This is a genomic window from Salinarimonas sp. (assembly GCF_040111675.1).
GTDB lineage: Bacteria > Pseudomonadota > Alphaproteobacteria > Rhizobiales > Beijerinckiaceae > Salinarimonas.
In genome coordinates this window covers 358789-385780 of record NZ_CP157794.1, presented here as the reverse complement: position 1 = coordinate 385780, position 26992 = coordinate 358789, and the positions used below count along the sequence as shown (strand labels likewise).

Annotated in this window: 21 protein-coding genes; 18 read left to right on the top strand and 3 right to left on the bottom strand. The window is 71.0% G+C overall.

From position 1 onward, the window contains the following. The first annotated feature begins 48 nt into the window (after window positions 1-48). From ABL310_RS01765 to ABL310_RS01745, 5 genes are all read left to right on the top strand, one after another. Window positions 49-1074: an IS110 family transposase gene (locus tag ABL310_RS01765; protein ID WP_349370002.1), complete on the top strand. Its 1026-nt coding sequence runs from the start codon at window positions 49-51 to the stop codon at window positions 1072-1074. Window positions 1075-1594: 520 nt separating this feature from the next. After that, the gene (locus tag ABL310_RS01760; RefSeq protein ID WP_349370001.1) at window positions 1595-3046 is read left to right on the top strand and encodes a LutB/LldF family L-lactate oxidation iron-sulfur protein; all 1452 of its coding nucleotides are present in this window, start codon (window positions 1595-1597) and stop codon (window positions 3044-3046) included. A gap of 10 nt (window positions 3047-3056) precedes the next feature. Next, a complete protein-coding gene (locus ABL310_RS01755) occupies window positions 3057-3761 on the top strand; it encodes a lactate utilization protein (RefSeq protein ID WP_349370000.1) in 705 nt (234 codons plus the stop codon). A gap of 101 nt (window positions 3762-3862) precedes the next feature. Further along, window positions 3863-4426 (top strand): PilZ domain-containing protein, encoded by a 564-nt coding sequence (locus tag ABL310_RS01750; RefSeq protein ID WP_349369999.1) that lies wholly within the window; start codon window positions 3863-3865, stop codon window positions 4424-4426. A 179-nt stretch (window positions 4427-4605) separates the two neighbouring features. Further along, entirely contained in the window at window positions 4606-6954 is a 2349-nt protein-coding gene (locus ABL310_RS01745) for a mechanosensitive ion channel domain-containing protein (protein ID WP_349369998.1), read from the top strand. 22 nt (window positions 6955-6976) lie between these two features. On the opposite strand, the gene polA is transcribed toward ABL310_RS01745, so the two are convergent. Next, complete coding sequence (gene polA, locus ABL310_RS01740) at window positions 6977-9967, bottom strand: DNA polymerase I (protein WP_349369997.1); 2991 nt, start codon at window positions 9965-9967, stop codon at window positions 6977-6979. Between the two features lie 175 nt (window positions 9968-10142). Between polA and ABL310_RS01735 the strand changes: the two genes are divergently transcribed. The 5 genes from ABL310_RS01735 (at window position 10143) to ABL310_RS01715 (ending at window position 13325) form a co-directional block, all read left to right on the top strand. Beyond that, window positions 10143-10373, top strand: a complete 231-nt coding sequence (locus ABL310_RS01735; RefSeq protein ID WP_349369996.1) for a colicin E3/pyocin S6 family cytotoxin — start codon at window positions 10143-10145, stop codon at window positions 10371-10373. After that, window positions 10285-10629 carry a hypothetical protein gene (locus ABL310_RS01730; protein WP_349372147.1) on the top strand — a complete coding sequence of 115 codons (345 nt, stop codon included), beginning with the start codon at window positions 10285-10287 and terminating at the stop codon, window positions 10627-10629. Before ABL310_RS01735 ends, ABL310_RS01730 begins: the two co-directional genes overlap by 89 nt. A 6-nt stretch (window positions 10630-10635) precedes the next feature. Further along, entirely contained in the window at window positions 10636-11370 is a 735-nt protein-coding gene (locus tag ABL310_RS01725) for a DUF429 domain-containing protein (RefSeq protein WP_349369995.1), read from the top strand. Between the two features lie 97 nt (window positions 11371-11467). Continuing rightward, window positions 11468-12424 carry a threonine/serine dehydratase gene (locus tag ABL310_RS01720; protein WP_349369994.1) on the top strand — a complete coding sequence of 319 codons (957 nt, stop codon included), beginning with the start codon at window positions 11468-11470 and terminating at the stop codon, window positions 12422-12424. 334 nt (window positions 12425-12758) lie between these two features. Then, window positions 12759-13325, top strand: coding sequence for a PAS domain-containing protein (locus tag ABL310_RS01715; protein ID WP_349369993.1), 567 nt, complete (start codon window positions 12759-12761; stop codon window positions 13323-13325). On the opposite strand, the gene ABL310_RS01710 is transcribed toward ABL310_RS01715, so the two are convergent. Together ABL310_RS01710 and ABL310_RS01705 are read right to left on the bottom strand one after the other, a co-directional pair. Beyond that, complete coding sequence (locus ABL310_RS01710; RefSeq protein ID WP_349369992.1) at window positions 13236-13592, bottom strand: phage tail protein; 357 nt, start codon at window positions 13590-13592, stop codon at window positions 13236-13238. The two genes, ABL310_RS01715 and ABL310_RS01710, sit on opposite strands and share 90 nt — an antisense overlap. Before the next feature lie 126 nt (window positions 13593-13718). Next, entirely contained in the window at window positions 13719-14180 is a 462-nt protein-coding gene (locus ABL310_RS01705) for a hypothetical protein (RefSeq protein ID WP_349369991.1), read from the bottom strand. A gap of 282 nt (window positions 14181-14462) precedes the next feature. On the opposite strand from ABL310_RS01705, the gene ABL310_RS01700 reads away from it, so the two are divergent. From ABL310_RS01700 to ABL310_RS01665, 8 genes are all read left to right on the top strand, one after another. Further along, on the top strand, window positions 14463-15098 hold the full coding sequence (locus ABL310_RS01700; RefSeq protein ID WP_349369990.1) for a GbsR/MarR family transcriptional regulator: 636 nt from the start codon (window positions 14463-14465) through the stop codon (window positions 15096-15098). Window positions 15099-15161: 63 nt separating this feature from the next. Continuing rightward, a complete protein-coding gene (locus tag ABL310_RS01695; protein WP_349372142.1) occupies window positions 15162-16550 on the top strand; it encodes a cytochrome ubiquinol oxidase subunit I in 1389 nt (462 codons plus the stop codon). A gap of 12 nt (window positions 16551-16562) precedes the next feature. After that, window positions 16563-17570: a cytochrome d ubiquinol oxidase subunit II gene (locus tag ABL310_RS01690; protein ID WP_349369989.1), complete on the top strand. Its 1008-nt coding sequence runs from the start codon at window positions 16563-16565 to the stop codon at window positions 17568-17570. A gap of 226 nt (window positions 17571-17796) precedes the next feature. After that, the gene (locus ABL310_RS01685; protein WP_349369988.1) at window positions 17797-18417 is read left to right on the top strand and encodes a hypothetical protein; all 621 of its coding nucleotides are present in this window, start codon (window positions 17797-17799) and stop codon (window positions 18415-18417) included. Beyond that, complete coding sequence (locus ABL310_RS01680) at window positions 18414-21218, top strand: EAL domain-containing protein (protein ID WP_349369987.1); 2805 nt, start codon at window positions 18414-18416, stop codon at window positions 21216-21218. The genes ABL310_RS01685 and ABL310_RS01680 overlap by 4 nt, the downstream gene beginning before the upstream one ends. Window positions 21219-21315: 97 nt before the next feature. Beyond that, a complete protein-coding gene (locus ABL310_RS01675) occupies window positions 21316-21846 on the top strand; it encodes a MarR family winged helix-turn-helix transcriptional regulator (protein ID WP_349369986.1) in 531 nt (176 codons plus the stop codon). Between the two features lie 401 nt (window positions 21847-22247). Further along, window positions 22248-24395, top strand: coding sequence for an EAL domain-containing protein (locus ABL310_RS01670; protein ID WP_349369985.1), 2148 nt, complete (start codon window positions 22248-22250; stop codon window positions 24393-24395). Continuing rightward, the gene (locus tag ABL310_RS01665) at window positions 24392-26989 is read left to right on the top strand and encodes an ATP-binding protein (RefSeq protein ID WP_349369984.1); all 2598 of its coding nucleotides are present in this window, start codon (window positions 24392-24394) and stop codon (window positions 26987-26989) included. The genes ABL310_RS01670 and ABL310_RS01665 overlap by 4 nt, the downstream gene beginning before the upstream one ends. Window positions 26990-26992 lie beyond the last annotated feature (3 nt).

Genomic DNA, 26992 nt, shown 5'->3' with positions numbered 1-26992 from the left:
GATGTGCCATCGTGGTCCTGTCACAACCCACGAGCGGAGGGAGCATCCATGGGCGAAGTTACGATGATCGCGGTCGATCTGGCAAAGCGTCTCTTCCAAGTCCACGGGGCGCGGGCGGACGGGTCGGTGGCCTTCCGGAAGACGCTGACGCGGGCGCGGTTCCTGCCGTTCCTGGCGGCGCAGCCGCGGTGCGTCGTCGCGATGGAGGCTTGCGCGACCGCACATGGCTGGGGGCGCGAGATCATGAAGCTCGGGCACGAGGTGCGCTTGATTCCGCCGGCCTACGTCAAGCCGTTCGTCAAGCGGCACAAGAACGACGCCGCGGATGCGGAGGCGATCGCCGAGGCGGCCGTACGCCCGACGATGCGGTTCGTGGCGGTGAAGACGCAGGAGCAGCAGGCGAGCGCCATGCTGTTTCGCAGCCGCGATCTGTTCGTGCGCCAGCGCACGCAGCTGATCAACGCGCTGCGCGGCCATCTCGCCGAGTACGGCCTCGTCGCTCCCCGCGGGGTCGCGCAGGTCGACCGGCTGGCGAAGGCGCTCGAGGAAGGCGCGGATCTGCCGGAGGACGTCGTCGTCCTCGCGCGCATGCTGCTCGAGCAGATCGCCGTACTCGATGCGCGGGTCGCCGAGCTCGACGAGCGCATGCGCGCGGCCTCGCGCGCCTCCGGCACGGCTCGGCGCCTCCAGACGATGCCGGGGATCGGACCCGTGACGGCGCTCGCCGTGGAGACCTTCGCGCCGGCGATGGCGAGCTTCCGCCGAGGGCGCGACTTCGCGGCCTGGCTCGGGCTGACGCCGCTGCAGCACTCCAGCGGCGGGAAGCAGCGGCTCGGGAAGACCTCCAAGATGGGCCAGCGCGACATACGCCGGCTCTTGATCACCGGGGCGATGGCGGTGGTGCGATCGGCAGTGCGCACGCCGCCGCCGGTAGGCTCCTGGATCGGGAACATGCTGGCGAGGAAGCCGCGCATGCTTGTGGCCATCGCGCTCGCCAACAAGATGGCCCGGACGATCTGGGCGATGCTGACGCGCGAGGAGGATTACAGAGATCCGGCCGGTGCGGCCTGCTGAGCGCAGGCCGTCGCCGTCCGGTGTGTCGAGCGTAAGGAGGTGCATCGATCCGTAAGGGCAAACCGATCGGCAAGATCGGGGTCGGGAAAACCAGGACTCTCCGCTGGGCTTCGAGCCCTCTCCCTTGATCCGGACCCGGCCCGCGCATCGCCATACCGGCCCGCGGCCATGGTCGGCCGCACTCGTGAGGTCTGACACATGGACGCATCCGATCACATGCCCCGAGGATCGAAAACCGGCTTGCCTCGACGGGGGGCATCCACACATGGCGAGTCGGGCGCCCGTCATCCCCCCGGAGCCGTCGTGCCTCGCACGCACCGCCGCGCGCAGGGGAGCGCACCCGAAGGGCCGCAGCGCAGCGGAGGAGGGCGAAGCCCTTGCGCGGACCGAGCACGGCGGTACCGTCGCAGGTAAGGACGGCGCCCTCCCCCCTCCCCCATCCCCCCGCGACCCTCCGCCCCCCTCGCCAACCCGCGCATCCCCCGCTACAACGGTTCCAACCAGAACCCCGGGAGCCGCCATGTCCGTTCACGCCACCTCCCCCCAGTTCAAGGACAACGCCCACCGGGCCCTGCACGACGTCCAGCTGCAGCGGGCGATGGGGAACGTGCGGGTGGGGTTCATCGAGAAGCGGGTGAAGGCGGCGGAGCGGCTGCCGGAATTCGAGGCGCTGCGAGATTCGGCGCGGGACATCAAGAACCACACGCTCGCGCATCTCGACCTCTATCTCGAGGCCTACGTCGCCAAGGTGGAGGAGACGGGCGGGATCGTGCATTTCGCCCGCGACGCGGCGGAGGCGCGCCGCATCGTCACCGAGATCTGCCGGGAGGCGGGGGCGCGGACCGTCACCAAGGGCAAGTCGATGATCGCCGAGGAGATCGGGCTCAACGCCCATCTCGAGGGCGAGGGCATCGAGCCGGTGGAGACCGATCTCGGCGAGTACATCATCCAGCTGCGGCACGAGGCGCCCTCGCACATCATCGCGCCCGCCGTGCACGTCAACGCCACCCAGGTGGAGGAGGATTTCCGCCGGGCGCACACCCATCTCGACCCCAAGCGCGACCTCTCCGAGCCCGTGAGCCTCCTCACCGAGGCCCGCGGCGTGCTGCGCGACCGCTTCCTCGCCGCCGACGTCGGCATCACGGGCGCGAACTTCCTGATCGCCGAGACGGGCTCCTCCGTCATCGTGACGAACGAGGGCAACGGCGACCTCACGCAGATCCTGCCCAAGACCCACGTCGTGCTGGCCTCGCTCGAGAAGCTCGTGCCGACGCTGGAGGACGCGTCTCAACTTCTGCGTGTTCTCGCCCGCTCCGCCACCGGCCAGGAACTCTCCGTCTACACCACCTTCTCCACCGGCCCCCGCCGCGATGTTGACGAGGACGGCCCGGCGTCGTACCATGTGGTGTTGCTGGACAACGGCCGCTCGGCGATGCTGGGCACCGACTTCGAAGAAATGCTGCGCTGCATCCGCTGCGGCGCCTGCATGAACCACTGCCCCGTGTATCACGCGGTCGGAGGCCATGCCTACGGGTGGGTTTATCCGGGTCCGATGGGGGCGGTGCTGACGCCCTCGCTGATCGGCGTCGACAAGGGCGGCCACCTGCCCAACGCCTCCACCTTCTGCGGGCGCTGCGAGAGCGTGTGCCCCGTGCGCATCCCGCTGCCGAAGCTGATGCGGCACTGGCGCGAGCGCGAGTTCGAGCGCCACCTCTCCCCCGCCACCGTCCGCTCCGGCCTGAAGGCCTGGGCCTTCTTCGCGCGGCGCCCGGCGCTCTATCGCCTCGCGACCCGGATCGGCATGGGCGCGCTGGCCTTCGCCGGGCGCTCGAAGGGCCGTTTCGCCTGGCTGCCCCTCGCCGCCGGCTGGACGAAGTACCGCGACTTCCCCGCCCCCCAGGGCGGCACCTTCCAGGAGCGCTTCGCCCGCGAGCGCGCCGGGCGCGCGGCGCCCGCGAAACGCGCGGCGTGAGGAGGGGACGATGAGCACCGCCCGCGACACCTCCGCCCGCGACGACATCCTCGCCACCATCCGCCGCTCGCTCGGGGTCACCGGGCGCGAGGCCCCCCGCCGCGCCGTCGTCGCCGAGCGCCTCGCCGGCGCGCCGGCGGGGGTCGTGCCCGCCCGCGGGCAGGTGGAGGGCCGCGCCCGCCTCGAGCTGTTCATCGCCCAGGCCGAGGCGGCGCTCGCCACCGTGGCCGAGGTCGAGGCGCCGGGCGAGGTCCCGGCGGCGATCGCGGCCTATCTGCGCTCGCACAACCTGCCCGCCACGCTGCGGATGGGCTCCGATCCGCGGCTCTCCGCCCTGCCCTGGGACGACACGCCCCTCGAGATCGCCATCGGCCCGAGCGACGGGCGCGACCTCAACGCGGTGAGCCACGCCATGGGCGGCGTCGCGGAGAGCGGCACGCTCGCCCTCGTCTCCGGGCCCGAGAACCCGACGACGCTCAATTTCCTGCCCGACAACCACATCGTCGTCCTCGACGCGGCGGAGGTGGCGGGCGACTACGAGACGCTCTGGGCGCGCCTGCGCGAGCGCCTCGGCAAGGGCGCGATGCCGCGCACGGTGAACTGGGTCACCGGCCCCTCCCGCTCGGCCGACATCGAGCAGACCATGTTCCTCGGCGCCCACGGCCCGCGGCGGCTGCACATCGTCCTCGTCGGCGGGGGCGCGTCCGGCGGCTGAGCGTCGGGCGCCGACGCTGCCGCAAGCTCCGCGCAAGAGGCCGCGCGCATGCTCTCGGGATCGGCGCGGGCGGTTTCCGCGCCGCGCACGAGGGCGTTGCGATGCGGCTCGACCAGGCCTATTCCCCGTTCCATGTCGACCGCCGGCGGGCGGAGCGGATCGCGATCGCGCTGCCCTGCCGGGTCGCGCTCGGCGACGGATCGGCCTTCCTCGCCGAGACGACCTGCGTCTCCGCCGACGGCGCGGCGCTGGCCTGCGCGGCGCCGGTGGTCGAGGGCGAGATCGTCTCGGCCCTGATCGGGCAGATCGGCCTCGTGCGCGGCCGCGTGGCGCGCTTCCTCGAGGACGGCTTCGCGATCGCCTTCGACCGGGACGGCCGGCCGGACCGGGTCGCCGCCTTGATCTGGCTGGAGCAGCGGCTCGACGGCGCGCGGGCGGAGCTGCGCCGGCACGAGCGGCACCTGCCGCCGCCCGCCGCCGCCACCCTCGCCCTCGACGGCGAGGCGGCCGAGGCGGTCGTCGTGCGCGATCTCTCCTTCGGCGGCGCGCGCCTCGAGACCGCCGCGCGCCCGCCGATCGGGACCCGCGCGCGGCTCGGGGCCATGCCGGCGCAGGTGGTGCGGCATACGGCGGACGGGATCGCCATCGCCTTCACGGGCGCGTGAGCAGAGCCGATATGCGGGAGGGGCGGTTTTCCTCGCGCAGCATTTCCCTATAGTGCGGCCTTCGCGCCGGCGCGGATTCGCGCGGGCTTCTTCTCCGGATCCCCTGTCCCTCCCCCGACTTCATGCGCCATCGCCCGTCTCTCATCGTCTTCGCCCGTTCGCACACGCGCCTCGCCGCCGTGGCCCTGATTCTCGCTCTCGCTTTCGCCATCGCGGTCCTGGCCGGTGCGGCCGCGCAGGCGCAGATCCCCGGCCTCGCTGCGCCGGTCCAGGCTCAGGAGGCCGAGGGCGAGACGGCGCCCGCGGGCGAGGAGACGGCCACGCCGGTCTCGCCCGAGCTCGAGGCGCTGCTCGGCGTGCTGGAGGACGACGCCGCTCGCGCCCGGCTGATCGAGGCGCTCTCCGCCGCCGCGCCGGAGGCGGCCGCCGATCTCGCGGCGCAGGCCGAGGAGGCGCAGCCCGTTCCGTTCGCGCGCATGATCGCCGAGCAGACCCGCGGCATCGCCGAGGAGATCGCCGGCGTCTTCGCCGTCACCGGCCGGGCGATCGACACGGTGGGGGCGCTCTGGCGCGACGTCTCGATGGACGACGTCGAACGGCTCGGGCGCGTGCTCGCCGGCCTCGCCCTCGTCATCGCGGTGATCGTCGCGACCTATCTCGTGCTGCGCTGGGTCGCGGGCCGCATCGCCGACCGCCTCGCCCGGCACCGCCACACCGAGACCTGGATCGGCCGCACGATCTTCTCCCTCGCCACGCTCGCGCTCGAGGCGACGGCGCTCGCCGCCGCCTGGGCGATCGGCACCTTCGTCGCCGTGCGCTGGGGCGCCACGGGCATGAACGCGCTCAACCAGCAGCTCTTCATCAACGCCTTCGTGATGGCGGAGGGCATCAAGCTCGCCGCCCGAAGCGTGCTGCGCCCGCGCCGCTCGAGCCTGCGGCTGTTCCCGGTGATCACCGACACCGCCGCGGCGTATTGGTATTTCTGGATCGCGCGCACGACCTCGATCGTGGTGTACGCCTTCCTCTTCGTCGCCCCGATCGCGGCCTGGAACGTGTCCTTCACGGCCGGCCAGGCGGTGCGCGTGCTCGCCATCCTCACCGCCTGCCTGATCGGCATCCTGGTGACGCTGCAGAACCGCGACGCCGTGCGCGACCTGATGATGCGGCGCGCCGTCAACGGCGAGAACGACGCCACCGCCAAGTTCATGGCGGCGCTGGCGCGGGTCTGGCATATCTTCGCGATCCTCTATTTCGTGGCGCTGTTCCTGATCTGGATGACGCGCCCGCGCGGCGCGCTCACCTACATGCTCGGCGCGACGCTGGAGAGCGTGATCGCGCTCGGCATCGGCGTTCTGGTGGCGAGCTTCCTGTCGCGGGTGATCTCGGGGGGCATGCGCCTGTCGCCCGACGTCAAGCAGCGCCTGCCTCTGCTCGAATCGCGGCTCAACGCCTTCGTGCCGAAGGTGCTCCACGTGATCCGGCTCGTCGTGCTGATCGGCGTGCTCGTCGCCGTGGCGCAGGCCTGGGAGCTGTTCGACTTCCTCGCCTGGGCCTCGACCGGCGTCGGCTTCGAGGTGACGACGGCGCTGATCTCGGCCTTCCTGCTGATCCTGTTCGGGATCGCCGCCTACATCATCGTCTCGTCCTGGGTGGAATACCGGCTCAACCCGGATTACGGCACGCCGCCGACGGCGCGCGAGCGCACGCTGCTCTCGCTGTTCCGCAACGCCTTCACGGTGACGCTCGTCGTCGTCGTGGCGATCATGGTTCTGGCCGAGCTCGGCGTGAACGTCGGCCCGCTCCTCGCCGGCGCGGGCGTGGTCGGCCTCGCGGTGGGCTTCGGCGCGCAGAAGCTGGTGCAGGACGTCATCACCGGCGTGTTCATCCAGCTCGAGAACGCCATGAACGAGGGCGACGTCGTCTCCGCCGGCGGCATCTCCGGCGTGGTCGAGCGGCTGACGATCCGCTCCGTCTCGATCCGCGACCTGCAGGGCACGTACCACGTCGTTCCGTTCTCGTCCGTCGACATGGTCTCCAACATGATGCGCCACTTCGCCTATTACGTGGCCGACATCGGCGTCGCCTATCGCGAGAACGTGGTCGAGGTGAAGCAGGCGATGCAGGAGGCCTTCGACCTGCTCACGCAGTCGGAGGAGCACGGGCCGGACATCCTGGGGCCGTTCGAGCTCTGGGGCGTGGAGGCGCTGGCCGATTCCGCCGTCGTCATCCGCGCCCGCATCAAGACGGCGCCCGGCAAGCAATGGGCGACGGGCCGCGCCTATCTGGAGATGGTCAAGCAGGTCTTCGACGCGCGCGGCATCGAGATCCCCTTCCCGCACCTCACCCTGTACGCCGGCGAGGGCAAGGACGGCTCGGCCCCGCCGCTGCGCATCCTCGCCGAGCGCGCGACCAACGGCGCGGCCGACGCGTCGAAGCCGCAGGTCCCGGTCACCACCGACGCCGAGGCGGTGGAGAGCATCTCGGCGAACACGACGGGCGCGCCGGAGGAGAGCGGCGCGAAGGCGTGAGGCGGATGCGGGGCGCGCGCCCTCAGTGGGCCTCCTCCCAGTTCCCCGCCGCGCGCGCCTCCACCGCCAGCGGCACCTTCAGCGTCAGCGCCGGGTGGGGGGCCTCCTCCATCACGCGCGTGACGACCGGCAGCGTGGCGTCGACCTCGTCCTCGGGCACCTCGAAGACGAGCTCGTCGTGGACCTGGAGCAGCATGCGCGCCGAGAGCTTCGCCTCCGTGAGCGCGTCCTCCATGCGGGCCATGGCCCGGCGGATGATGTCGGCGGCGGAGCCCTGGATCGGGGCGTTGATGGCCTGGCGCTCGACGCCGGCGCGCTCCGCCGGGTTGCCGGCGCGGATGCCCGGATAGTGGCAGACGCGCCCGAAGAGTGTGGTGACGAAGCCGGTCTCCCGGCAGAACTTCTTGGTCTCGTCCATGTAGACGCGGATGCCGGGGAAGCGCTCGAAATAGCGCTTGATGAAGGCCGCCGCCTCGCCCTGCGGGATGCCGAGCCGGTTGGCCAGCCCGAAGGCGGAGATGCCGTAGATGATGCCGAAATTGATGGTCTTGGCCTGCCGGCGCAGGTCGGACGTCATCTGGTCGAGGGGCACGCCGAACATCTCTGACGCCGTCGTCGCGTGAATGTCGACCCCGTCGGCGAAGGCCTTCTGCATCTGCGGGATGTCGGCGATGTGGGCGAGGAGGCGCAGCTCGATCTGGCTGTAGTCGGCCGAGACGATCCGGTAGCCCGGCTCGGCGACGAAGGCCGTGCGGATCTTGCGGCCGGCCTCGGTGCGGACCGGGATGTTCTGCAGGTTCGGGTCGGACGACGACAGCCGACCCGTCGTGGTGGCGGCGAGCGAGAAGCAGGTATGCACGCGCCCCGCCTCGTCCATGTAGCCCGGCAGCGAATCCGAATAGGTCGACTTCAGCTTCTGTACCTGCCGCCATTCGAGTATCTTAGCCGGCAATTCATGCCCCGCCTCGGCGAGCTCCTCGAGCGCCGAGGCCGGCGTCGCCCATTGGCCGGACGGCGTCTTCTTGCCGCCGGGAAGGCCGAGCTTGCCGAACAGGATTTCCCCGATCTGCTTTGGGCTTCCCACCGAGAAGCGCTCGCCGGCGTCCTCCTGGATCTCCTCCTCGAGCCGCGCCATGGTCTGGGCGAAATCGGAAGAGAGCCGGCTAAGAACCTGCCGATCGACCTTGATGCCGCGCTCCTCCATCCGCGCCAGCACGGCCGCCATCGGCCGCTCCAGCGTCTCGTAGACCGTGGTCTTGCGCTCGGCGACGAGGCGGGGCTTGAGCAGGCGCCACAGCCGCAGCGTCACGTCGGCGTCCTCGGCGGCGTAGGTCGTCGCCTTGTCGATCGCCACGCGGTCGAAGCTCACCTGCGCCTTGCCGGAGCCCGCGACCTCGGCATAGGCGACGCAGGTATGGCCGAGATGGCGCTGGGCGAGGTCGTCCATGCCGTGGTTGTTGCGCCCGGCGTCGAGCACGTAGGACATCAGCATCGTGTCGTCGAAGGGCTCGACGACGACGCCGTGGCGCTTCATCACCAGCCAGTCGTATTTCATGTTGTGCGCGATCTTGAGGACGCCCGGGTCCTCCAGCATCGGCCGCACGATGGCGAGCGCCTCGGTGATCGGGATCTGGTCCGGCAGGAGGCCGTTGCCGGAGAACAGGTCGCCCTCCGGGTCGCGGTGCTGGAGCGGCACGTAGCAGGCCCGGCTCGGGCCGGTGGCGAGGGAGAAGCCGACGAGGTCGGCCTTGTGCGCCTCGAGCGCGGTCGTCTCGGTATCGAAGGCGACGAGCCCGACGGCGCGCGCCTCCTCGACCCAGGCCTGGAGGCGCTCCCGCGTCGTCACCCGCTCGTAGCGCTCGCGATCGACCTTGACATCTGTGGCCTCCTTGAGGCGCAGCGCCACCACCCGGGCGGGCGTCGCGTCCTCGTCGGCGCTCGGCGCGACGCCCCCCTCGCCGCCCGGCGCCTCCGCTCCCTCTTCGGCCGCGCCCGCACCGGCGGCGCGGGCGAGCGCCGGATCCGGCTCGACGCTGTTGAGATCGATGTCGTACTCGGCGGCGACACGCTTCGTCACCGTGGTGAACTCCATCGCCTTGAAGAAGGCGATCAGCCGGCGGGCGTCGAGCTCGCCCAGCGCCAGATCGTCGAGGGGCACGGGAACCGGCGCCTTGTCGTCGAGCTCGACGAGCCGCCTGGAGAGCCGGGCGATATCGGCGTTGGCGATGAGCGCCTCGCGCCGCTTGGGCTGCTTGATCTCCTCCGCCCGGGCGAGCAGCGTCTCGAGGTCGCCGTACTCGCCGATGAGCTGCGCGGCCGTCTTCTGGCCGATGCCGGGGACGCCCGGCACGTTGTCGGAGGTGTCGCCCATCAGCGCCAGCATGTCGACGATCTTCGCCGGCGGCACGCCCCAGCGCTCGATCACCGCCGCCTCGTCGAGGTCGCGCTCGGGGCGGTAGCCGGGCTTGCCCTTCACGCCCGATTCGAAGTCGAAGAACCGCACCTTCGGGCCGACGAGCTGCATCAGGTCCTTGTCGGCGGAGACGATCAGCACCTCGGCCCCGCGGGCGGCCGCGTCCTTGGCGTAGGCGGCGATGAGGTCGTCGGCCTCGTAGCGCTCGAGTTCGACCGGCTCGAGCCCGAAGGCCCGCACCGCGTGGCGCATCAACGGCATCTGCGCCTTGAGGTCCTCCGGCGCGTCGGGGCGGTGGCCCTTGTACTCGGGATAGACCTCGCGCCGGAAGCCGCCCTCGGACTTGTCGAGCACGATGGCGAGATGGGTCGGCTTCACGCCCGCCGCGCCGTCCTTGAGGAATTGCAGCAGCTTGACGCAGAACAAGCGCACGGCCCCGGTCGGCAGGCCGTCCGAGCGGAAATTGTAGCGCGCGTCCTGGTTCATGGACTGGAAGAAGGCCCGGAACACGAAGGACGAGCCGTCCACCAGGATCAGCCGGTCGCCCTCGCCGAGCGGCTTGGCGGCGACGGGACGGGGCGGGGAGGCGGCGGCGGTCATGACGGGCTCCGGGGTGATGCGACGCGCCGGAGATTAGGGCGAGAGGGCCGCGGGGTCACGGGGGGAGTTTGGGTGGGCTTTCGGCTCGGTGAGACGACAGGAGATATTTCCGCCTGGCGTGCCGCATCCCAATGCTGTATCCGGGTGAAAGTCTGGAGTCGACGGAACTGCGCGCGTGCGGAAGACCGTTCCAAGTCCGTCCATCGTCGATACGCTCGAGCCGATAGGCGCCCCCCGGGGCAGGAAAGTGTGGCGCAGCGCGGACCCGGAGCGCATATACGAATGGGACTCGCTGCACGGGGAGCTGGAGATGTCCGGTGTCCGCGGACGCCACCTCGGCGTCGTCGATCCGATTGCCGGGGACAAGACGAAGCGAGCGGTCAAGGGAAGGCGAATCGATGTCTAGACGCACATTCATCGGCCTCTTGGCGGCTGGCGAAGCGCGCCCGGAGGGAATTCTGGACCACGTCGAAGAGTGGCACGACAGGTACGACGGCCCTCTCGAGCTCCACGAGTTCCTGGGCATGACGGAACCCGAGTACGACAGGTGGATGCGCGACCCTAAGGCGCTGGAGACCATCCTGGAAGCGCGCCGGTCCGGTCGTCCGTCGGCGGGTCGCGGCGTCCGTGAGGCTCGCCGGGTCGGGGACCGCATCCACTAGCCCGCCATGACCTCCCCCTGGATCGCCGGCGCCGACGGCTGCCCCGCCGGCTGGGTCGTCGCCTTCGCGCGGCTCGACGGGGCCGAGCCGCCGCGGCTGCGCGTCGCGCCCGAACTCGCCGCCATCCTCGACGCGCCGGAGGCGCCGCGGGTCGTCGCCATCGACATGCCGATCGGCCTCCCCGACCGGATCGTCGGCCCCGGCCGGGCGGCCGAGCAGGCGGCGCGCCCGCTTCTCGGCGCGCGCCAGTCGAGCGTGTTCTCCATCCCCGCCCGCGCGGCGGTGGAGGCGGCGACCTACGCCGAGTCCTGCGCGGCGGCGCTCGCGACCTCGACGCCGCCGCGCAAGGTCTCGAAGCAGGGCTTCCACCTCTTCCCCAAGATCCGCGAGATCGACGCCGTGCTGCGCGCGCGACCCGGCGCCTCCGAGCGGGTCTTCGAGGTGCATCCCGAGCTCGCCTTCTGGCGCATGAACGGCGATCGCGCGCTCGAAACGCCGAAGAAGGTGAAGAGCCGCCCGCACGAGCCGGGCCTCGCCCAACGCCGCGCGCTCCTCGCCGCGGCCGGGATCGCGCCGGCGCTGATCGAGGCCGCGCGGCCCCGGGGCGTCGGGCCCGACGACCTCCTCGACTCGCTCGCCTGCCTCGTCGTCGCGGGGCGTCTGGCGGAGGAGCTGGCGCGACCCTTCCCCGATCCGCCGGAGCGCGACGCCTTCGGCCTGCCGATCGCGATCTGGGCCTGAGGCCGGCGCTTTCGCGCAGACGGGGCTTGCGGCGCATCGCTGGCGTCGGCTCGTGCGCGCGACTAAGGAGAAACGGCTCGCATCCGAGGAGGCTTCCATGACCGCGCCCGCAGCGCTTCCCGTCACGCCGGACGACATCCGCGCGGCACATGCCCGCATCGCGCATCACGTGCGCCGCACGCCGGTCTGGACGCTTCCCTCCGCCTTCGGCCACGACGGGCCGGTGAGCCTGAAGCTCGAGTTCCTGCAGCACGCCGGCTCGTTCAAGGCGCGCGGGGCCTTCAACAACCTGCTCGTCGAGAGCGTGCCGGCGGCCGGCGTCGCCGCGGCGTCGGGCGGCAACCACGGCGCGGCCGTGGCCTACGCCGCCCACCAACTCGGCCACAAGGCGACGATCTTCGTGCCGGAGATCTCGCCCAAGGCGAAGGTCGACGTGATCCGGCGCATGGGCGCCGAGGTGACGATCGGCGGGCCGCGCTACGCCGACGCGCTCTTCGCCTGCGGCATGCACATCGCCGCCACCGGCGCGCTGTCGGTCCACGCCTACGACGCGGAGGCGACCATCGCCGGGCAGGGGACGGTGGCGCTCGAATGGGAGGAGGACGCGGCGGGCGGCCTCGACACCGTGCTCGTCGCCGTCGGCGGCGGCGGGCTGATCGCCGGGATCGCCGCCTGGTTCGGCGGGCGAGTGAAGGTGGTGGGCGTCGAGCCGGAAAATTCCCGCGCGCTCCACGCCGCGCTCGCGACGGGGGAGCCCGTCGACGTCGAGGTCCAGTCCGTGGCGGCCGATTCGCTGGGGGCGCGCAGCGCCGGGCGTCTCGTCACGGAGATCGCGCGCGCCGCCGTCGACCACGTCGCCCTCGTGCCCGACGAGGCGATCACCGACGCTCAGCGTGCGTTGTGGCGGGACTTTCGAATCGCCACCGAGCCCGGCGGGGCGGCCGCGCTCGCCGCGCTCCTGTCGGGGGCCTACAGACCCGAGCCGGGCGAGCGTGTGGGCGTCCTCCTCTGCGGCGCGAACGTCGACCTCGCCAAGCTCGACGCCCTCGCCTGAGGGCGCGGCCGGAACGAAGCGGCGACGCGTGCGGTTCGCTCCCCGAAAGGAGGGACCGCATGTTCGTCTTCTTCTCCAGCCGAATCGGTTGCTTGGGTTCCTTGGCGGTTTCCGTAGTTCTGACGCTCGTCCTTCTACTCGTACTCGGGGTCGTGTGAGCCGACCCCAGAGGTGTTCGAAGCACGACACCGGTCTAGAGCCTGCCGATCGGAGCCCTATCCTCGGACGAACTTGGAAGGTTAACCTACATTAATTCACGATGTCGCCTGCCGACGTGGACGGCCGCTCGGTATTAACCGATTTTTAATTCGTCTCCATCGACACTGACGTCATCATGCTGATGTCCGATGTGCTGGCCCTTTCCGCCGATTCCCCCCAGACCGCCCTCCTGCTCACCGAGGCGGATCTCGCGCGTCCCGGTCCCACCATCGTTCACGTGAACGCCCCCTTCCTCGCCATGGTGAAACGCGGGAAGGACGAGGTTCTCGGCCGCTCGCCACGATTGCTGCAAGGTCCGGAGACGAGCCGCCTCGCGACGATGAAGATCGCCCGCGGCCTGCGCCGCCGCGAGCCGGTTTCCGAGTGCCTGGTCAATTATCGCCCGGACGGGACGAGCTATCTCTGCGCGGTCGAGATACACCCGGTCTTCGCGAGCTCCGGGCGGCTCGACTATTTCGTCGCGTTCGAGAAGGAGGTGGTGCGCCGCCGTGGACGCCCGCGCGCGGGCTTCGCTGGTCGCTTCCAGCCGGTCGACCCGGACGCCTTCCTGCCGAGCGAGCTCGGTTTCCGGGACGGCGGCCCGAGCGGCTGTTCAGGTGCGTGCCGGCTCGGGGATCTCGCCGCGCAAGCAGATGATCCAGTTGATCGCTACCGCCCCGCGCGGGGCGTCGCCGTCGGGTGAGCCCGAGCGGGGCGGGGCCGACGTGACATGCCCGAGCGGCACGTCGTACGCGTCGGCGCTCGTGCCCGCGCCGTAGAGCGTGCGCCCGACGAGGTCCGGCAGCGCGAAGCTGCGCTCGCCGTCGCCGCCATAGGTTTCGCGAATGAGCAGGAAGAGCTCCGGATACGCCCGCGGGTCGAGCAGCTGGCCGCGGCAGATGGCCCAGCCCTCGGGGGCGTAATCCCCGGCGAACGGAAGGATGAGGCCGACGATCGGACGGTCGAGCATGAGCGTCTCCATACACGCGCAAAGCGGGTTTAGACCGATTGCAAGCCACTCACAATTGGCGCAAAACGCGATCCACAGTCAACCTTGTTTCCCGAAAGGCATCCAGACGTCAACCGTCGGCCGAGCTCACGGCTCGGCGGCCGGAGGAGCTTCTGCGCCTTCTGATAGTATAGCGACGCGGATCCGGGCGTGCAGCGCCACCAAGGCGCGGGTCGCCGCTGCGTGATCGGCGGCCGCGGTCGCGACGGCTGCGGCATCCTCGACCTTTTCAGCCTCGGAGCGAGCGTGGTCGCAGCGGCCGATCTCGGCGTCCAGCGCCTGCCACTCGGCGAGCCAAGCGACAGCCTCGGGACGGCCGCGGGCCCGCAGGGCGAGGACGGCGTCGCGCAGAACGTAACGAGCAGTCGTATGCGCACAGGCGATGTTGACCGATCGTGACATTCTGTCGCAGAAGAGCGGCGCACCCGTGCGGCCCCGCCAACCCTCGTGCGCGAGCCCGCAGGCGCGCGCCTCCAGCCGGTCGAGCGCGGCGGCGAGCTCGGGGAGGGAGGGACCGAGGGTACGGCCTCCAGCGCCTGTCTCGTCCATAACGGCTCCGCTCGTGCGATGCGCGCGTCGCGGCCGACCGAATCGGCGCCCGCGCTCGAACCGCGAGCCTAGCCGCAATGCCCGAGCGAGCAAGTCCGTCCCGGCGCATTCAGGACGTGGGTCCTGCGCAGACGACGGCCGGCGCGCCGCGGCGGTGACGCTCCCTTCACCAATCCCGCCACAGCGACGCCCCGTCGCATGGATGTTTTCCCAGAAGATCCGATATTTCAGAAAAATCTGAAAGTTCGGAAACAGCGGATCCCCCCGCCGAAAGCCACAGCCATGAACCTTCCCCCGCTGGTCCAGACCTTCGTGCTCCATTTCGGCGAGATGGGCGGCCGCTGGGGCGTCAACCGCACGGTCGGGCAGATCTACGCCCTGCTCTTCGTCGCCCCCGAGCCGCTCAACGCAGACGACATCGTCGAGGCGCTGGGCGTCTCGCGCTCGAACGTCTCCATGGGGCTCAAGGAGCTGCAGGCCTGGAGCCTCGTGCGCCTGCAGCACAAGCCCGGCGACCGGCGGGACTATTATTCCGCACCGGAGGACATCTGGCAGATCGTCCGCACGCTCGTCGAGGAGCGCAAGAAGCGCGAGATCGACCCGACCTTGTCCATGCTGCGCGAGGCGCTGATGGAGGCGCCCGAGAGCGCCTACGAGCGGCACGCCCAGGAGCGCATGCGCGCCATGCACGACCTGATGGACATGATGTCCGACTGGTACGACGACGTGCGCCGCATCGAGACCGAGCGCCTCGTCCAGCTGATGAAGCTCGGCTCGCGCATCACCCGCCTCCTCGACGCGGCCGACCGCCTGAACTTCATGGCGCCCAAGAAGAAGAAACCGGCGCACGAGACCACCGACGACGCCTCCTCCGACCGCCAGGAACAGCGCCCCGGAGGCGATCCCGACGAACCGTGACGACGCCGCATCCCCCGCGAGACGCCGTCGCCAATCCCCCGCTCGAGACCGTGACACGCCATGATGGACGCCTTTCTCCTCTCCCGTATCCAGTTCGGCGCGAACATCACCTTCCACATCCTGTTCCCGACGATCACCATCGCGCTCGGCTGGGTGCTGCTCTATTTCAAGCTGCGCTACAACGCCTCCCGCGACGAAGGCTGGATGGACGCCTATCGCTTCTTCGTGAAGGTGTTCGCGCTCTCCTTCGCGCTCGGCGTCGTGTCGGGCATCACCATGTCCTTCCAGTTCGGCACCAACTGGCCGGGCTTCATGGAGCGCGTCGGCAACGTCGCGGGACCGCTCCTCGCCTACGAGGTGCTGACCGCCTTCTTCCTGGAGGCGACCTTCCTCGGCATCATGCTGTTCGGCTTCCGCAAGGTGCCGAACTGGCTGCACACGCTCGCCACCGTGCTCGTCGCCTTCGGCACGACCATGTCGGCCTTCTGGATCCTGGTCCTGAACTCCTGGATGCACACGCCGGCCGGCTACGAGGTCGTCGACGGCGTCGTGCACGCGACCGACTGGTGGGCGATCGTCTTCAACCCGTCCATGCCCTACCGGCTCGCGCACATGCTCCTCGCCTCGGGTCTCACCGCCGCCTTCCTGGTGGCCGGCCTCTCGGCCTGGCGCTGGCTGCGCGGCGACCGCTCGGGCGGCGTCATGGCGGCCCTGCGCACCGGCGTGTTCCTGGCGGCCGGCCTGATCCCGCTGCAGATCCTCGCCGGCGACATGCACGGCCTCAACACGCTCGAGCACCAGCCCGCCAAGGTCGCGGCCATGGAGGCGAACTGGGAGACCCGCGGCAACGTGCCTCTCGTCCTCTTCGCCCTCCCGGACGAGGAGACCCGCGAGAACCGCTTCGAGATCGCCATTCCCAACGGCGCGAGCCTGATCCTGAAGCACGACCCGGAGGGCGTCGTGCCGGGGCTGAACGACTTCGTCGCCGAGGACGGCACGGTGGAGCACCCCCCCGTCGCGCCCGTGTTCTGGGGCTTCCGGATCATGGTCGGCGTCGGCTTCCTCATGCTGGCCGTGTCCTGGGCCGCGAGCTACGGCGTGTGGAAGCGCGGCGAGCCGGGCCGGCTCCTCGCCTGGGCGCTCGTCGCCATGACCTTCTCGGGCTGGGTCGCGACCACCGCGGGCTGGTACGTCACCGAGATCGGCCGCCAGCCCTGGCTGGTGACGGGGGTGCTCTCGACCGCGGACGCGGTGACGAAGACCGCCGGCGCCGGCATGGTCTGGACCACGCTCGCCATGTACCTCGCGCTCTACGTCGTCCTGCTCGCGGCCTATGTCGCGACGCTCTACCACCTCGCGGGCAAGGCGTCCGCGACCGCGACCGGCCAGGCCGGCCCCGCGGCCCCCATCGCGCAGGGCGGCGAGCGCCTCGCCGCCTCCCCCGCCGCGTAACCGGTGACCGACATGGACCTCCTCGCACACGGCCAATCCTGGCTTCCCGTCGCCTTCGCGGGCCTGCTCGGGCTCTCGATCCTGCTCTACGTCGTCCTCGACGGCTACGATCTCGGGGTGGGCATCCTCACGGGCGCCACCGACGCCCACAAGGACCGGATGATCGCCTCGATCGGGCCGTTCTGGGACGCGAACGAGACCTGGCTCGTGCTCGCGGTGGGCCTCCTCCTCGTCGCCTTCCCCTTCGCCCAGGGGACGATCCTCGGCGCGCTCTACCTGCCGGTCGCGGCGATGCTCGCCGGGCTGATCCTGCGCGGCGTCGCCTTCGACTTCCGCGCCAAGGCGCAGGACGGCCACCGGATCTGGTGGGACCGCGCCTTCTTCGCCGGCTCCCTCGTCGCGACGCTGGCGCAGGGCTACATGCTCGGCCTCTACATCACCGGCTTCGAGCGCACCGCCGGCAACGTCGCCTTCGCCGTCCTCACCGCCGTGTCGCTGGTGGCGGGCTACGCCTTCATCGGCGCGTCCTGGCTGATCCTGAAGGGCGAGGGCGATCTGCAGCGCCGGGCGGTGCGCTGGGCGCGGGGCACGCTGTGGCTCGTGGCGCTCGGCTTCGTCGCGGTTTCCGTGGTTACGCCGCTGATGAGCGAGCGGATCTTCGCCAAATGGTTCGAGCTGCCCTACCTCCTGCTGCTGGCGCCGGTGCCGCTCGTCACGGCGGGGCTGTTCGTCCTGCTCGACCTCGTCCTGCGCGTCCTGCCGACCGCGAGCGACCGTTTCGCCTGGGCGCCCTTCGCCGGCGCGATCGCGCTGTTCGCGATGGGCTTCTACGGCCTCGCCTATTCCTTCTTCCCCTACGTGGTGCCGGAGCAGACGACGATCTGGGAGGCGGCGGCGTCGGACGCCTCGCTGATGATCATGTTCGTCGGCGCCTGTCTCGTCCTGCCGATGATCGCGGGCTACACGGCCCTGTCCTACTGGATCTTCCGCGGGAAGGCCGGCGCGCTCAGATACGATTGAGCGCGTCGGCCGGCGGTGGGGACAGCCTTCGATCGCCAACTATGTCGATCTCCGGCTGTTCGCTTCGTTCGGGTTCCCAACTGCCGCGGTATGGATTAAATCGGTTGAAGTTTACGCTTGCATCGGGTGGCTAGGTATTGCACACAGTCTTCTCTGAAAATGGGTTCATGTATGTTAGTCGTGTCGCTCGCGCGGAGAGAAATCTAAGGTCGAGGTCCGCCGTCCCATGTTCGATGCCGCCGTGGAGCCCCTGCCCGCCACGTCCCCGCCCGCCACGCGCCTGTCCGCCGTCCTGCGCCTGGAGACCCGGGCAGCCCATGCAGCGGCGGAAAAGCGCTTCGTGAAGGCCGCCAAGGCGCGGCCGGGAAGCGGGCCGTCTCTCTTGATGGCGCTGAACCTGGGCCTGGTGTCGTGGCTCGAGCGCGCGGCGCGGCGGCTGCCTCCAGGCCGGCTGCGGGACGAGATCGGCGTCTTCTCCGCCGCGGTGCTCGACGCGCACGGCGCCGACGGCCCCGCGGAGGCCGACGAGCTCGCCCTCGCGGACGAGGCCGCCATCATCGGCGCGGCCTACGCCGTCTGCGGCTCGACCCTCGGCGCATCCGTGCTCGCGGACGCCTGGCGCGAGGAGCGCGACCCGCGCTGGGTGCGCTTCTGCGGGGCGAGCCGTGCGCTCGAGCGGCGGTGGCCGCTCTTCGCCGCCGCCCTCGACGAGTGGGGCGGCACGCACGGCGAGGCGGACGCGCGCGCCGCCGTCGCCGGCGCGCAGGAGGCCTTCGCTCGCGCGGGCGCGCTCGTCGCCACGCTCGCCGACACCTCACGAGAGAACGAACGCCGCGCGAGCCGATGAGCACCGACCCGTTGAGCCCGCATGACCACCACGACGCCCTCTGCGAAGCGGAGCCCCTGACCTTTCCCGGGCGCATCCAGCCCTTCGGATTCCTTCTCGCGGTGGAGGCGGATACGGACGCCATCGCCTTCACGAGCGAGAACGTGGTCGCCCATCTCGGCCGTGCGCCGCGGGATCTGGTCGGTCGCCCGCTGTCGGAGGTGCTGTGCTCCGATTCGCTCACGCGGCTGCGCGAGCTCCTGCGCACCGAGCGCTACGCGCCCACCAACTTCACCACCGTGCGCACCCCGGACCGCACCCGGGCCTTCGACGCCGTCGCCCACCGCAGCGACGGCTACGTCATCATCGAATGCCTGCCGCCCGCGGACCCCCGGGACGCCGCGCGCGCCGTCTCCGACGCTCAGCGCCTGATCCAGCGGCTCCGGGCGGCGCCCGATCTCGCCACGATGCTCGAGGCGACGACCGACGAGGCCCGCGCGCTCACCGGCTTCGATCGCGCCATGGTCTACCGGTTCGACGAGGACATGCACGGCGAGGTCGTCGCCGAGAGCCGCGAGCCCCGGCTGGAGCCCTATCTCGGCCTGCACTATCCCGCCTCCGACATTCCAGCGCAGGCGCGGCGCATGTACCTGCTCCAGCGGGTGCGCCAGATACCGGACGTGCGCCACGAACCCGCCGCGCTCGTCGGCGCGCCGGGTCGCAGCGGCGCGGTGCTGGACCTCACCTACGCCGTTCTGCGAGCGGTCTCGCCCTATCATCTCACCTACCTCGAGAACATGGGCGTGCGTGCGACGCTCGCGGTGTCGCTGATCGTCGACGACGCGCTCTGGGGGATGCTGGTGCTGCATCACGGCGTCCACAAGGACGTCGACTGCACCCTGCGCGGCCTCGTCGACCTCATCGGGCAGACCCTGTCCGCGCTCATCGACATTCGCCTCGCCACGGAGCGCAAGGCGGTCCTCGCGCATCGCGCGTCCGCGATCACCGCGGTCGAGAGCGAGCTCGCCGAGACCGACAGCGTGGCCCGCGCCGTCACCGCGCGCGGGGACCAGCTGCTCGCGGCGATGAACGCGACCGGCTGCTACGCCAAGATCGGCGGCGGCGTGCTGCGCCTGGGCGAGACGCCGCCGGAGGCGGTCTGCCGGACCGTGATGGCGCGGCTCGCCCACGACGAGACGAGCTACGCCGCCACCGAGGAGACGCGCGCGCTCGACCCGAGCCTCGCGGCCTGGGCCGGCTGCGCCAGCGGAGCGGCGGCGATCTTCCTGCCGAACCATCCGGGTGACGGCGTCGTCTGGTTCCGTCCCGAGCGCAAGCGCGACGTGTCCTGGGGGGGCAACCCGAACCGCCCGATGGAGCCCGATCCGAAGACGGGCCGCCTGGGGCCGCGGCGCTCCTTCGCGGTCTGGCAGCAGACGGTCGGCGGGACGAGCACGCGGTTCGACGCCGCCGACGCCGAGATCGCCGCCCGGCTGCGCCGCGCCTTCGTCTCGACGCTGCTGCGGATCTCGGAGGAGCGGCTCCACTGGATCAAGAATTTCGACGCGCTCACCGGGCTCCTGCGCCGGGAGATCGCCGAGGCGCGCCTGCGCCGCACGGTGGCGGCCGTGGAGACCGGCGTCGTCGGGGTGATCGTGGTGGCGCTCAATCGGCTCGCGCCCATCGTCGAGCGCCACGGCGCGCGCATGGGCGACCAGCTCCTCGTCGGCGCCTCCCGCCGGCTGCAGGCGCTGCTCAGGAAGGGCGAGTATCTCGCCCGCTTCGGCGAGGATTCCTTTCTCTTCGTGGCGCGTCGGGACGGGGCGGACGACCTGCGCCGGCTCGGCGCCGAGATCCTCGACGCCTTCCGCACGCCCTTCGAGGAGGGCGCGAGCAGCATCACCCTCGCCGTGCGGGCCGGGATCGCCGTCCACCCCGGCTGCCCGGTGGACACCCTGGTCGCCACCGCCACGGCCGCCGAGCGCGAGGCGGCGAGGGACAAGCGCGGCCGCTGGGTGCTGCTGGAGCGCCCTCCGGAGCGCGCCGCCCCCACGGCCGCGGACTACGAGCTGGAGATCGCCCCGGCGCTCGCCCGACAAGAGTTTCGCTCGGCGTTCCAGCCGATCGTCGCCGTCGCCGACGGGCGCGCCCGCGGCGTGGAGGCGTTGTGCCGCTGGCGCAGCCCGAGCCTCGGCGACGTGCCGCCGAGCCTGTTCATCCCCGCCGCCGTCGAAAGCGGCCAGATCTTCGCGCTCACCGTCGCCATGCTGGACATGGCGCTGCGCGGCGCGGCGCCGGAGATCGCCGCCGGGCGTATCGGCTACGTCACGGTCAACCTCGACCTGACGCTGCTGGAGCGTCGCAGCTTCGCGGCCGTGGTGCTCTCCGCGCTGCACCGCAACGGGCTGCCTCCCGAGGCGCTCGTGCTGGAGGTCACCGAGACGGCCTTCGGCTCCGACGCCGCCGTGGCCGCGCTGGCGGAGTTGCGCTCACGAGGCGTGCGAATCGCCATCGACGATTTCGGGGTCGGCCATTCCTCCCTCGCCTCGCTCAGCCGCATGCCCGTCGATCTCGTGAAGATCGATCGGGGCTTCCTGGCCTGCGCGCTCGACGGGGGGCGCGGCGAGGCGCTGTTCACGGCGATCCTCGCCCTGATCCGCTCGCTGGGCTTCGAGAGCGTGGTCGAGGGGGTCGAGACCGAGGCGCAGCACGCCTTCGTGCGCGACCTCGGCTGCGAGGCCGCGCAAGGCTTCCTCTACGCCCGTCCCCTCGAGGCGGACGCGCTCGGTCCCTGGCTCATCGGGCGCGGGTCGCCTGCCTGAGCCGCCGCGGCCGGCGGATTTATTTCGACGGCTGTCATCTCAGTTTCATGGCTTTCGCCGATCTAAGGGCGCACAGCCCGCGGAGGGGGTCACGGCGATGAGCGCGAAGAGCAAGCATCCGGGATCGAAGAGCGTCGGCTGGGCGCTCGTCCAGGCGGCGCGCCTGCACCGGTCGCGCATGGGCGACAAGCTGGCGGAGCTCGGCCTGTTCGCCGGCCAGGAGCAGGTCGTGCAGGCGCTCGCGGCCGAGGGCCAGATGACCATGGGCGAGCTCGCCGGCATCCTGCGCGTGCGCCCGCCGACCGCCTCGAAGACCGTCTCGCGCCTCGCCGCGCTCGGGCTCGTCGAGCGCCGGGCCGAGCCCGACGACGCCCGCGTGGTGCGCGTCGGCCTCACCGCCGAAGGCGCCGCCAAGGCCGAGGCCATCGCCACGATCTGGGAGGACGTGGAGACGGAGCTCCTCGGCGATTTCGACGCCAAGGACCGCAAGCGGCTGCGCAAGCTCCTGCGCAAGGTCGCGCGCAATCTCGCCGAGGTCACCGGCGCCGACGCCCGCGGCCTCGACGTCGCCGACGAGGAGCCCGACGACGTCGACACGCCGGCGCCGACGCTCGCGGAAACCGCCTGAGTGCATTTGCGGTTGAACGCATGCATACAAGTTTCCCAGGGGTTCGCAACCCAAGATAAGATCCGTTACGGTCTCCCGGCAGGTCGTCGCCGGTCGAGCCCGGCGTCGTCGTCAAGCTTGGGGCGGCGCCGCCGGCCGCGGCTTCGCGCGGAAACGCAGGAAAATGCTGAGACCGGCGGCACGCGACCCCATCGGCGTCTAATTTATATTTAGTCTACATTCGAATCGGGCCTGCTCGAATACATTACGAATAAAAGCGTCATAAACATCGAATCCGAGTGGTTTCGTCCAGAACCTCACCTTTTGCCTTTGTTGATTATTCTTTTAGGGTTGGTCGCTAGCATGCGTCGTCACGGGCCGGCTCCCCGGCGGGTCCGTGGAGAGGAAACGGTACTTCGCGCATGCCCTTGATCATCATCCTCGACGACCGGGTGACGAACAGAAACATCTTCTCGCGTCTCGCCGCGTCGATCGCGGACGATGTCGTGGTGGAGGCGTTCGGCGATCCCGCGAAAGCGCTCGAGCGGCTGGCGGAGACCACTCCGGATCTGGTCATCACCGATTTCAAGATGCCGAAGATGAACGGCGCGGAGTTCACGCGTCGGTTTCGCGAGCTGCCCGGCCGCGAGGACGTGCCGGTTATCGCCATCACGGTCTACGAGGAGCGCTCCTTCCGGCTGGAGGCGCTGGAGGCCGGCGCCACCGACTTCCTGCTGAGCCCCGTCGACCACGCCGAGTTCCTCACCCGCGCGCGCAACCTGCTGCGCATGCGTCGCCAGGCGCTGATCATCAAGAGCCGCGCCGTCTCGCTCGAGCGCGAGCTCGAGGATTCGGAGCGCTCGCGCGAGGCGCTCCTGCGCGACAGCCGCCAGCGGCTCGCCCAGGTCATCGACACGGTACCGGCGCTGATCAGCGCGCACGACCGCGAGGGCGCCTGCGTCTTCCTCAACGCGCACATGTCGGCCTTCACCGGCGTCGACCAGGCGGGCGCCATCGGCCGGCCCGCCGCGGACCTGATCGGCCCCGAGCGCGCCCAGCGCAGCCTCGCCCTCGACCAGCTCGTCTTCCGCTCCGCCCGGGCGCTGCCCAGCTACGAGGAGGAGGTGCAGGACAGGGACGGCGCCAAGCACGCCTTCGTGGTGACGAAATCGCCCTTGTCCGACGCCAACGGCCACGTCATCGCCGTGCTCACCACGGCGCTCGACATCACCGACCGCAAGAAGGCCGAGAGCCATCTCGTCCACCTCGCCCACCACGACGCCCTCACCGGCCTCGCCAACCGCACCCTGCTCCAGGACCGGATGCGCCGCGAGATCGCCCGCGCCCGGCGCGGCGATCGCTTCTTCGCGCTCCACCTCATCGACCTCGACCGCTTCAAGAGCGTCAACGACGCGCTCGGCCACCATCGCGGCGACGAGCTGCTGAAGACCGTCTCGGAGCGCCTGCGCCACGTGGTGCGCGAGACCGACACCGTGGCGCGGCTGGGCGGCGACGAATACGCCGTGCTGCAGGCGGACGTTCAGCGCCCCGAGGACGCGCGCGAGTTCGCCCAGCGACTGATCCACGCCATCGGCGAGCCGTTCCGCATCGCCGGCGAGGACATCGTCGTGGGCGCGAGCCTCGGCGTCGTGCTCTATCCCGGCGACGGCGAGGACACCGACGAGCTGATCAAGAACGCCGACATCGCCATGTACCGGGCCAAGGCGGAGGAGCGCAACGCGCACCGCTTCTTCGCGGCGGAGATGGTGACCGCCGCGCGCGAGGGCATCACGCTCGAGACCGACCTGCGCCGCGCCATCGCCAACCGCGAGTTCGAGCTGCACTACCAGCCGCAGATCGACCTGCGCTCCGGCCGCATCGTCGGCGCCGAGGCGCTGGTGCGCTGGCGCCATCCCAAGCGGGGCCTGGTGCGGCCGCTCGACTTCCTGCCCTTCGCGGAGGAGACCGGGATCATCATCCCGATCAACGAATGGGTCATGCGCGAGGCCTGCCGGGAGGCGAAATCCTGGCAGGGGATGGGCCTTCCGCGCCTTCGTGTGGGCGTGAACCTCTCGCCGATCCAGTTCCGCAAGCAGAACATGCGCGATCTCGTGGTCGACGTGCTCTCCGAATCGACGCTCGAGCCCGAGCTCCTCGACCTCGAGATCACCGAGACGATCCTGATGCAGAACGCCGAGGCCGTTGCGGCGGAGCTCGCGGAGCTGCGCAAGCTCGGCGTGACCTTCTCCATCGACGATTTCGGCACCGGCTATTCCTCGCTCGCCTACGTCAAGAAGTTCCCGGTCGATCGCCTGAAGATCGACCAGGGCTTCGTGCGCAACATGAAGAACGACCCCAACGACGCCGCCATCGTGCGCGCGATCATCAACCTGGGTCATTCGCTCGGCATCGAGACCGTGGCCGAGGGCGTCGACAGCCCCGATCAGGTCGGCCTCCTCCGCGCGGAGGGTTGCGAGGAGGCGCAAGGCTTCCTGTTCTCGAGACCGATCCCGGCAGCCGAGTTCGTGGCGCTCGTGCGCTCGAACGCGATCATGGCGCTCTCCGCATGAAGACCCGTCCCGCCTCCGTCGCCGCGCACACGCACGCGCTGGGCGCCGACCAGTCCCGCGGCTCGATGTTCCCCGTCTTCCGCGACCGGCCCGATCGCGAGCACGAGATGGTGGTCAACCGTCTCGTCATAGGCGGGATCATCCTGCTGTATCTGCTGGTGTGCTACCACCTCGGCATCGAAGGCGTGGACCAGCCGCTCGCCGTGGTGACGCTCTACTGGCTCGCCGGGCTGGGTTTCCTGGGCCACATCCTGTTCTCGCCCGGCATCAGCCCGCCACGGCGCATCGCGGCGATGATGCTCGACCTCGGCGCGCTCTCCTACGGCCTCGCCGTCGGCGGGGAGACGACGGCGGTCCTCTACCCGATCTATCTGTGGGTGATCTTCGGCAACGGCTTTCGCTTCGGCGTCGGCTACCTCTACGCCGCGATGGCGCTCGGGGTCGCGGGCTTCGGGCTCGTCGTGCTCCAGGACGGCTACTGGGGCGACCACCCGAAGCTCGCCGCGGGCCTCGCCCTCGGCCTCGTGATCCTGCCGCTCTACGCCGCCTCGCTGATCCGCAAGCTCTCGCGCGCCAAGCAGCAGGCCGAGGAGGCGAGCCGGCAGAAGAGCCTCTTCCTCGCCGGCGTCAGCCACGAGCTGCGCACGCCGCTCAACGCCATCATCGGCATGTCGGGCTTCCTCGAGGACACGAAGCTCGACCCCGAGCAGCGCGAGATGACCCGCACGATCAACACGGCGGGGCGCGTCCTGCTCGACCACATCAACGACATTCTCGACTTCTCGCGCCTCGAGGCCGGGCTGATGCCCTCCGACAGCGTGAGCTTCGACCTGCACGGGCTCCTGCAGGACACCACCGCCCTGGTGCGCGCCCAGGCCCGCGCCAAGGGGCTCGATCTCCTCCTCCACGTCGACGCCGCCACGCCCTGGCGGCTCTCGGGCAATCGCCGCCATTTCGAGGAGGTGCTGCTCAACCTCCTCGGGAACGCCGTGAAGTTCACGGAAAGCGGCCACGTCGCGGTGTCCTGCGAGGGCGTGCGCGAGGAGAACGGGCAGGTGCTCCTGCGCGTCGGCGTCTCCGACACCGGCATCGGCATCGCGCCGGAGGCGCGCGCGCGCATCTTCGATTCCTTCGCCCAGGCGGACGAGACCATCATCAACCGCTACGGCGGCACCGGGCTCGGGCTCGCCATCGCCAAGCAGTTCGTCGAGCTCAACGGCGGCGCCATCGAGGTGGAGAGCGAGCCCGGCGCGGGGTCGACCTTCCGCTTCACCTTCCGCGCCGAGGTTGCGGAGGCTGCGTCCGAGACCGCGCCCGGGCTCCCCGACGCCATCGTGCTCTCCGGCGCGGACGAGGGTCCGCGCCTCGCCGAGCGGCTCGTCGCGCTCGGCGCGGACGCGGCCGCGGCCACCGATCCGGCCGAGGCGGCCGACGCGCTCGCCGCGCGCGACGGCCGCGCCGTCCTCGTCCTCGACGCCCGCGCCTTCGCCGAGCCGCCCGAGACGGTCCTCGCCGCCATCGGCGCCGCGGGCGCGACGCCGGCCGCGAGCGCCCTCGTGCGCGCCGACGACGAGGCGAGCCATCCCGAGATCCGCCGCCTCTTCGCCTCGACGCTCCCCGGATACGCCGCCGACGCCCATCTCGTCGCGGCCCTGCGCGTGGCGGGGATGGTCGCGGGGCTCGTCGATCTCGGCTCCGCCCGCGCGGCGGGCTCGGCCGCGAAGCCGGACCGGCCTCTGAAGGTGCTCGTCGCCGAGGACAACGTCACGAACCAGAAGGTCGTCGCCAAGGTCCTGGAGCGCGAGGGCCACCGGGCCGCCATCGTCGGCGACGGCAAGGCGGCCCTCGACGCGATGCTGGCCGAGCCCTTCGACGTCGTGCTCATGGACGTCAACATGCCGGTGATGAACGGCGTGCTCGCCGCGAAGCTCTACCGCGCCGCCCAGCCGGACGCCGCCCTGCGCAGCCCCGTCGTGGCGCTCACCGCGGACGCCACGCCCGAGGCGCGCCGCCTGTGCGAGGAGGCCGGCATGGTCGGCTGCGTGACGAAGCCGATCGAGCCCGAGCGGCTCTTCGCCGTCCTCGCCGAGGTGGTCCGGGCCGAGCCGGCCGGCGGCTTCATCCACATCGCCGGCCCCGACGATGCGCCGGACGAGACCGAGGCCGCGGACGCCGAGGCGCCCGAGGCCGAGGCCGAGGTCGCCCCGTCCGGCGAGCGCCCGGTTCTCGCGACGAAGACGCTCGACGATCTCGAGCGGCTCGGCGGCGTGCGCTTCCGCGCCGAGGTGACGAGCGCCTTCGTCGGCGACGCGGAGGTGATCCTGGGCGAGCTCGGCGAGGCGGTGGACGCGGGCGACGCGGAGGCCTTCCGCGACCTCGTCCACGCCCTGCGCTCGAGCGCCGCGAACATCGGCGCGGTCGGCGTCTACGAGCTGAGCCTCGCCCTGCGCGGCATCGAGACCGACGAGCTCGCCGCCCGCGGCGTCGAGCACGTCGCGGCCTTGCGAGCCGAGTTCACCCGCGTGCGCGAGGCGCTCGCGGCACGGGACGGCGCCCCCGTGGACGCGTCGGAGCGGCGCGAGGACGCGGCGTAAGGC

Excerpts from the sequence above, each read along its gene's own strand:
- ABL310_RS01665 (WP_349369984.1), top strand. The coding sequence starts at position 24,392 with ATGAAGACCCGTCCCGCCTCCGTCGCCGCGCACACGCACGCGCTGGGC.
- ABL310_RS01765 (WP_349370002.1), top strand. The coding sequence starts at position 49 with ATGGGCGAAGTTACGATGATCGCGGTCGATCTGGCAAAGCGTCTCTTC.
- ABL310_RS01680 (WP_349369987.1), top strand. The coding sequence starts at position 18,414 with ATGAGCACCGACCCGTTGAGCCCGCATGACCACCACGACGCCCTCTGC.
- ABL310_RS01690 (WP_349369989.1), top strand. The coding sequence starts at position 16,563 with ATGGACCTCCTCGCACACGGCCAATCCTGGCTTCCCGTCGCCTTCGCG.
- ABL310_RS01725 (WP_349369995.1), top strand. The coding sequence starts at position 10,636 with ATGACCTCCCCCTGGATCGCCGGCGCCGACGGCTGCCCCGCCGGCTGG.
- ABL310_RS01695 (WP_349372142.1), top strand. The coding sequence starts at position 15,162 with ATGGACGCCTTTCTCCTCTCCCGTATCCAGTTCGGCGCGAACATCACC.
- ABL310_RS01675 (WP_349369986.1), top strand. The coding sequence starts at position 21,316 with ATGAGCGCGAAGAGCAAGCATCCGGGATCGAAGAGCGTCGGCTGGGCG.
- ABL310_RS01705 (WP_349369991.1), bottom strand. The coding sequence starts at position 14,180 with ATGGACGAGACAGGCGCTGGAGGCCGTACCCTCGGTCCCTCCCTCCCC.
- ABL310_RS01755 (WP_349370000.1), top strand. The coding sequence starts at position 3,057 with ATGAGCACCGCCCGCGACACCTCCGCCCGCGACGACATCCTCGCCACC.
- ABL310_RS01760 (WP_349370001.1), top strand. The coding sequence starts at position 1,595 with ATGTCCGTTCACGCCACCTCCCCCCAGTTCAAGGACAACGCCCACCGG.
- ABL310_RS01750 (WP_349369999.1), top strand. The coding sequence starts at position 3,863 with ATGCGGCTCGACCAGGCCTATTCCCCGTTCCATGTCGACCGCCGGCGG.
- ABL310_RS01715 (WP_349369993.1), top strand. The coding sequence starts at position 12,759 with ATGCTGATGTCCGATGTGCTGGCCCTTTCCGCCGATTCCCCCCAGACC.
- polA (WP_349369997.1), bottom strand. The coding sequence starts at position 9,967 with ATGACCGCCGCCGCCTCCCCGCCCCGTCCCGTCGCCGCCAAGCCGCTC.
- ABL310_RS01685 (WP_349369988.1), top strand. The coding sequence starts at position 17,797 with ATGTTCGATGCCGCCGTGGAGCCCCTGCCCGCCACGTCCCCGCCCGCC.
- ABL310_RS01710 (WP_349369992.1), bottom strand. The coding sequence starts at position 13,592 with ATGCTCGACCGTCCGATCGTCGGCCTCATCCTTCCGTTCGCCGGGGAT.
- ABL310_RS01700 (WP_349369990.1), top strand. The coding sequence starts at position 14,463 with ATGAACCTTCCCCCGCTGGTCCAGACCTTCGTGCTCCATTTCGGCGAG.
- ABL310_RS01720 (WP_349369994.1), top strand. The coding sequence starts at position 11,468 with ATGACCGCGCCCGCAGCGCTTCCCGTCACGCCGGACGACATCCGCGCG.
- ABL310_RS01670 (WP_349369985.1), top strand. The coding sequence starts at position 22,248 with ATGCCCTTGATCATCATCCTCGACGACCGGGTGACGAACAGAAACATC.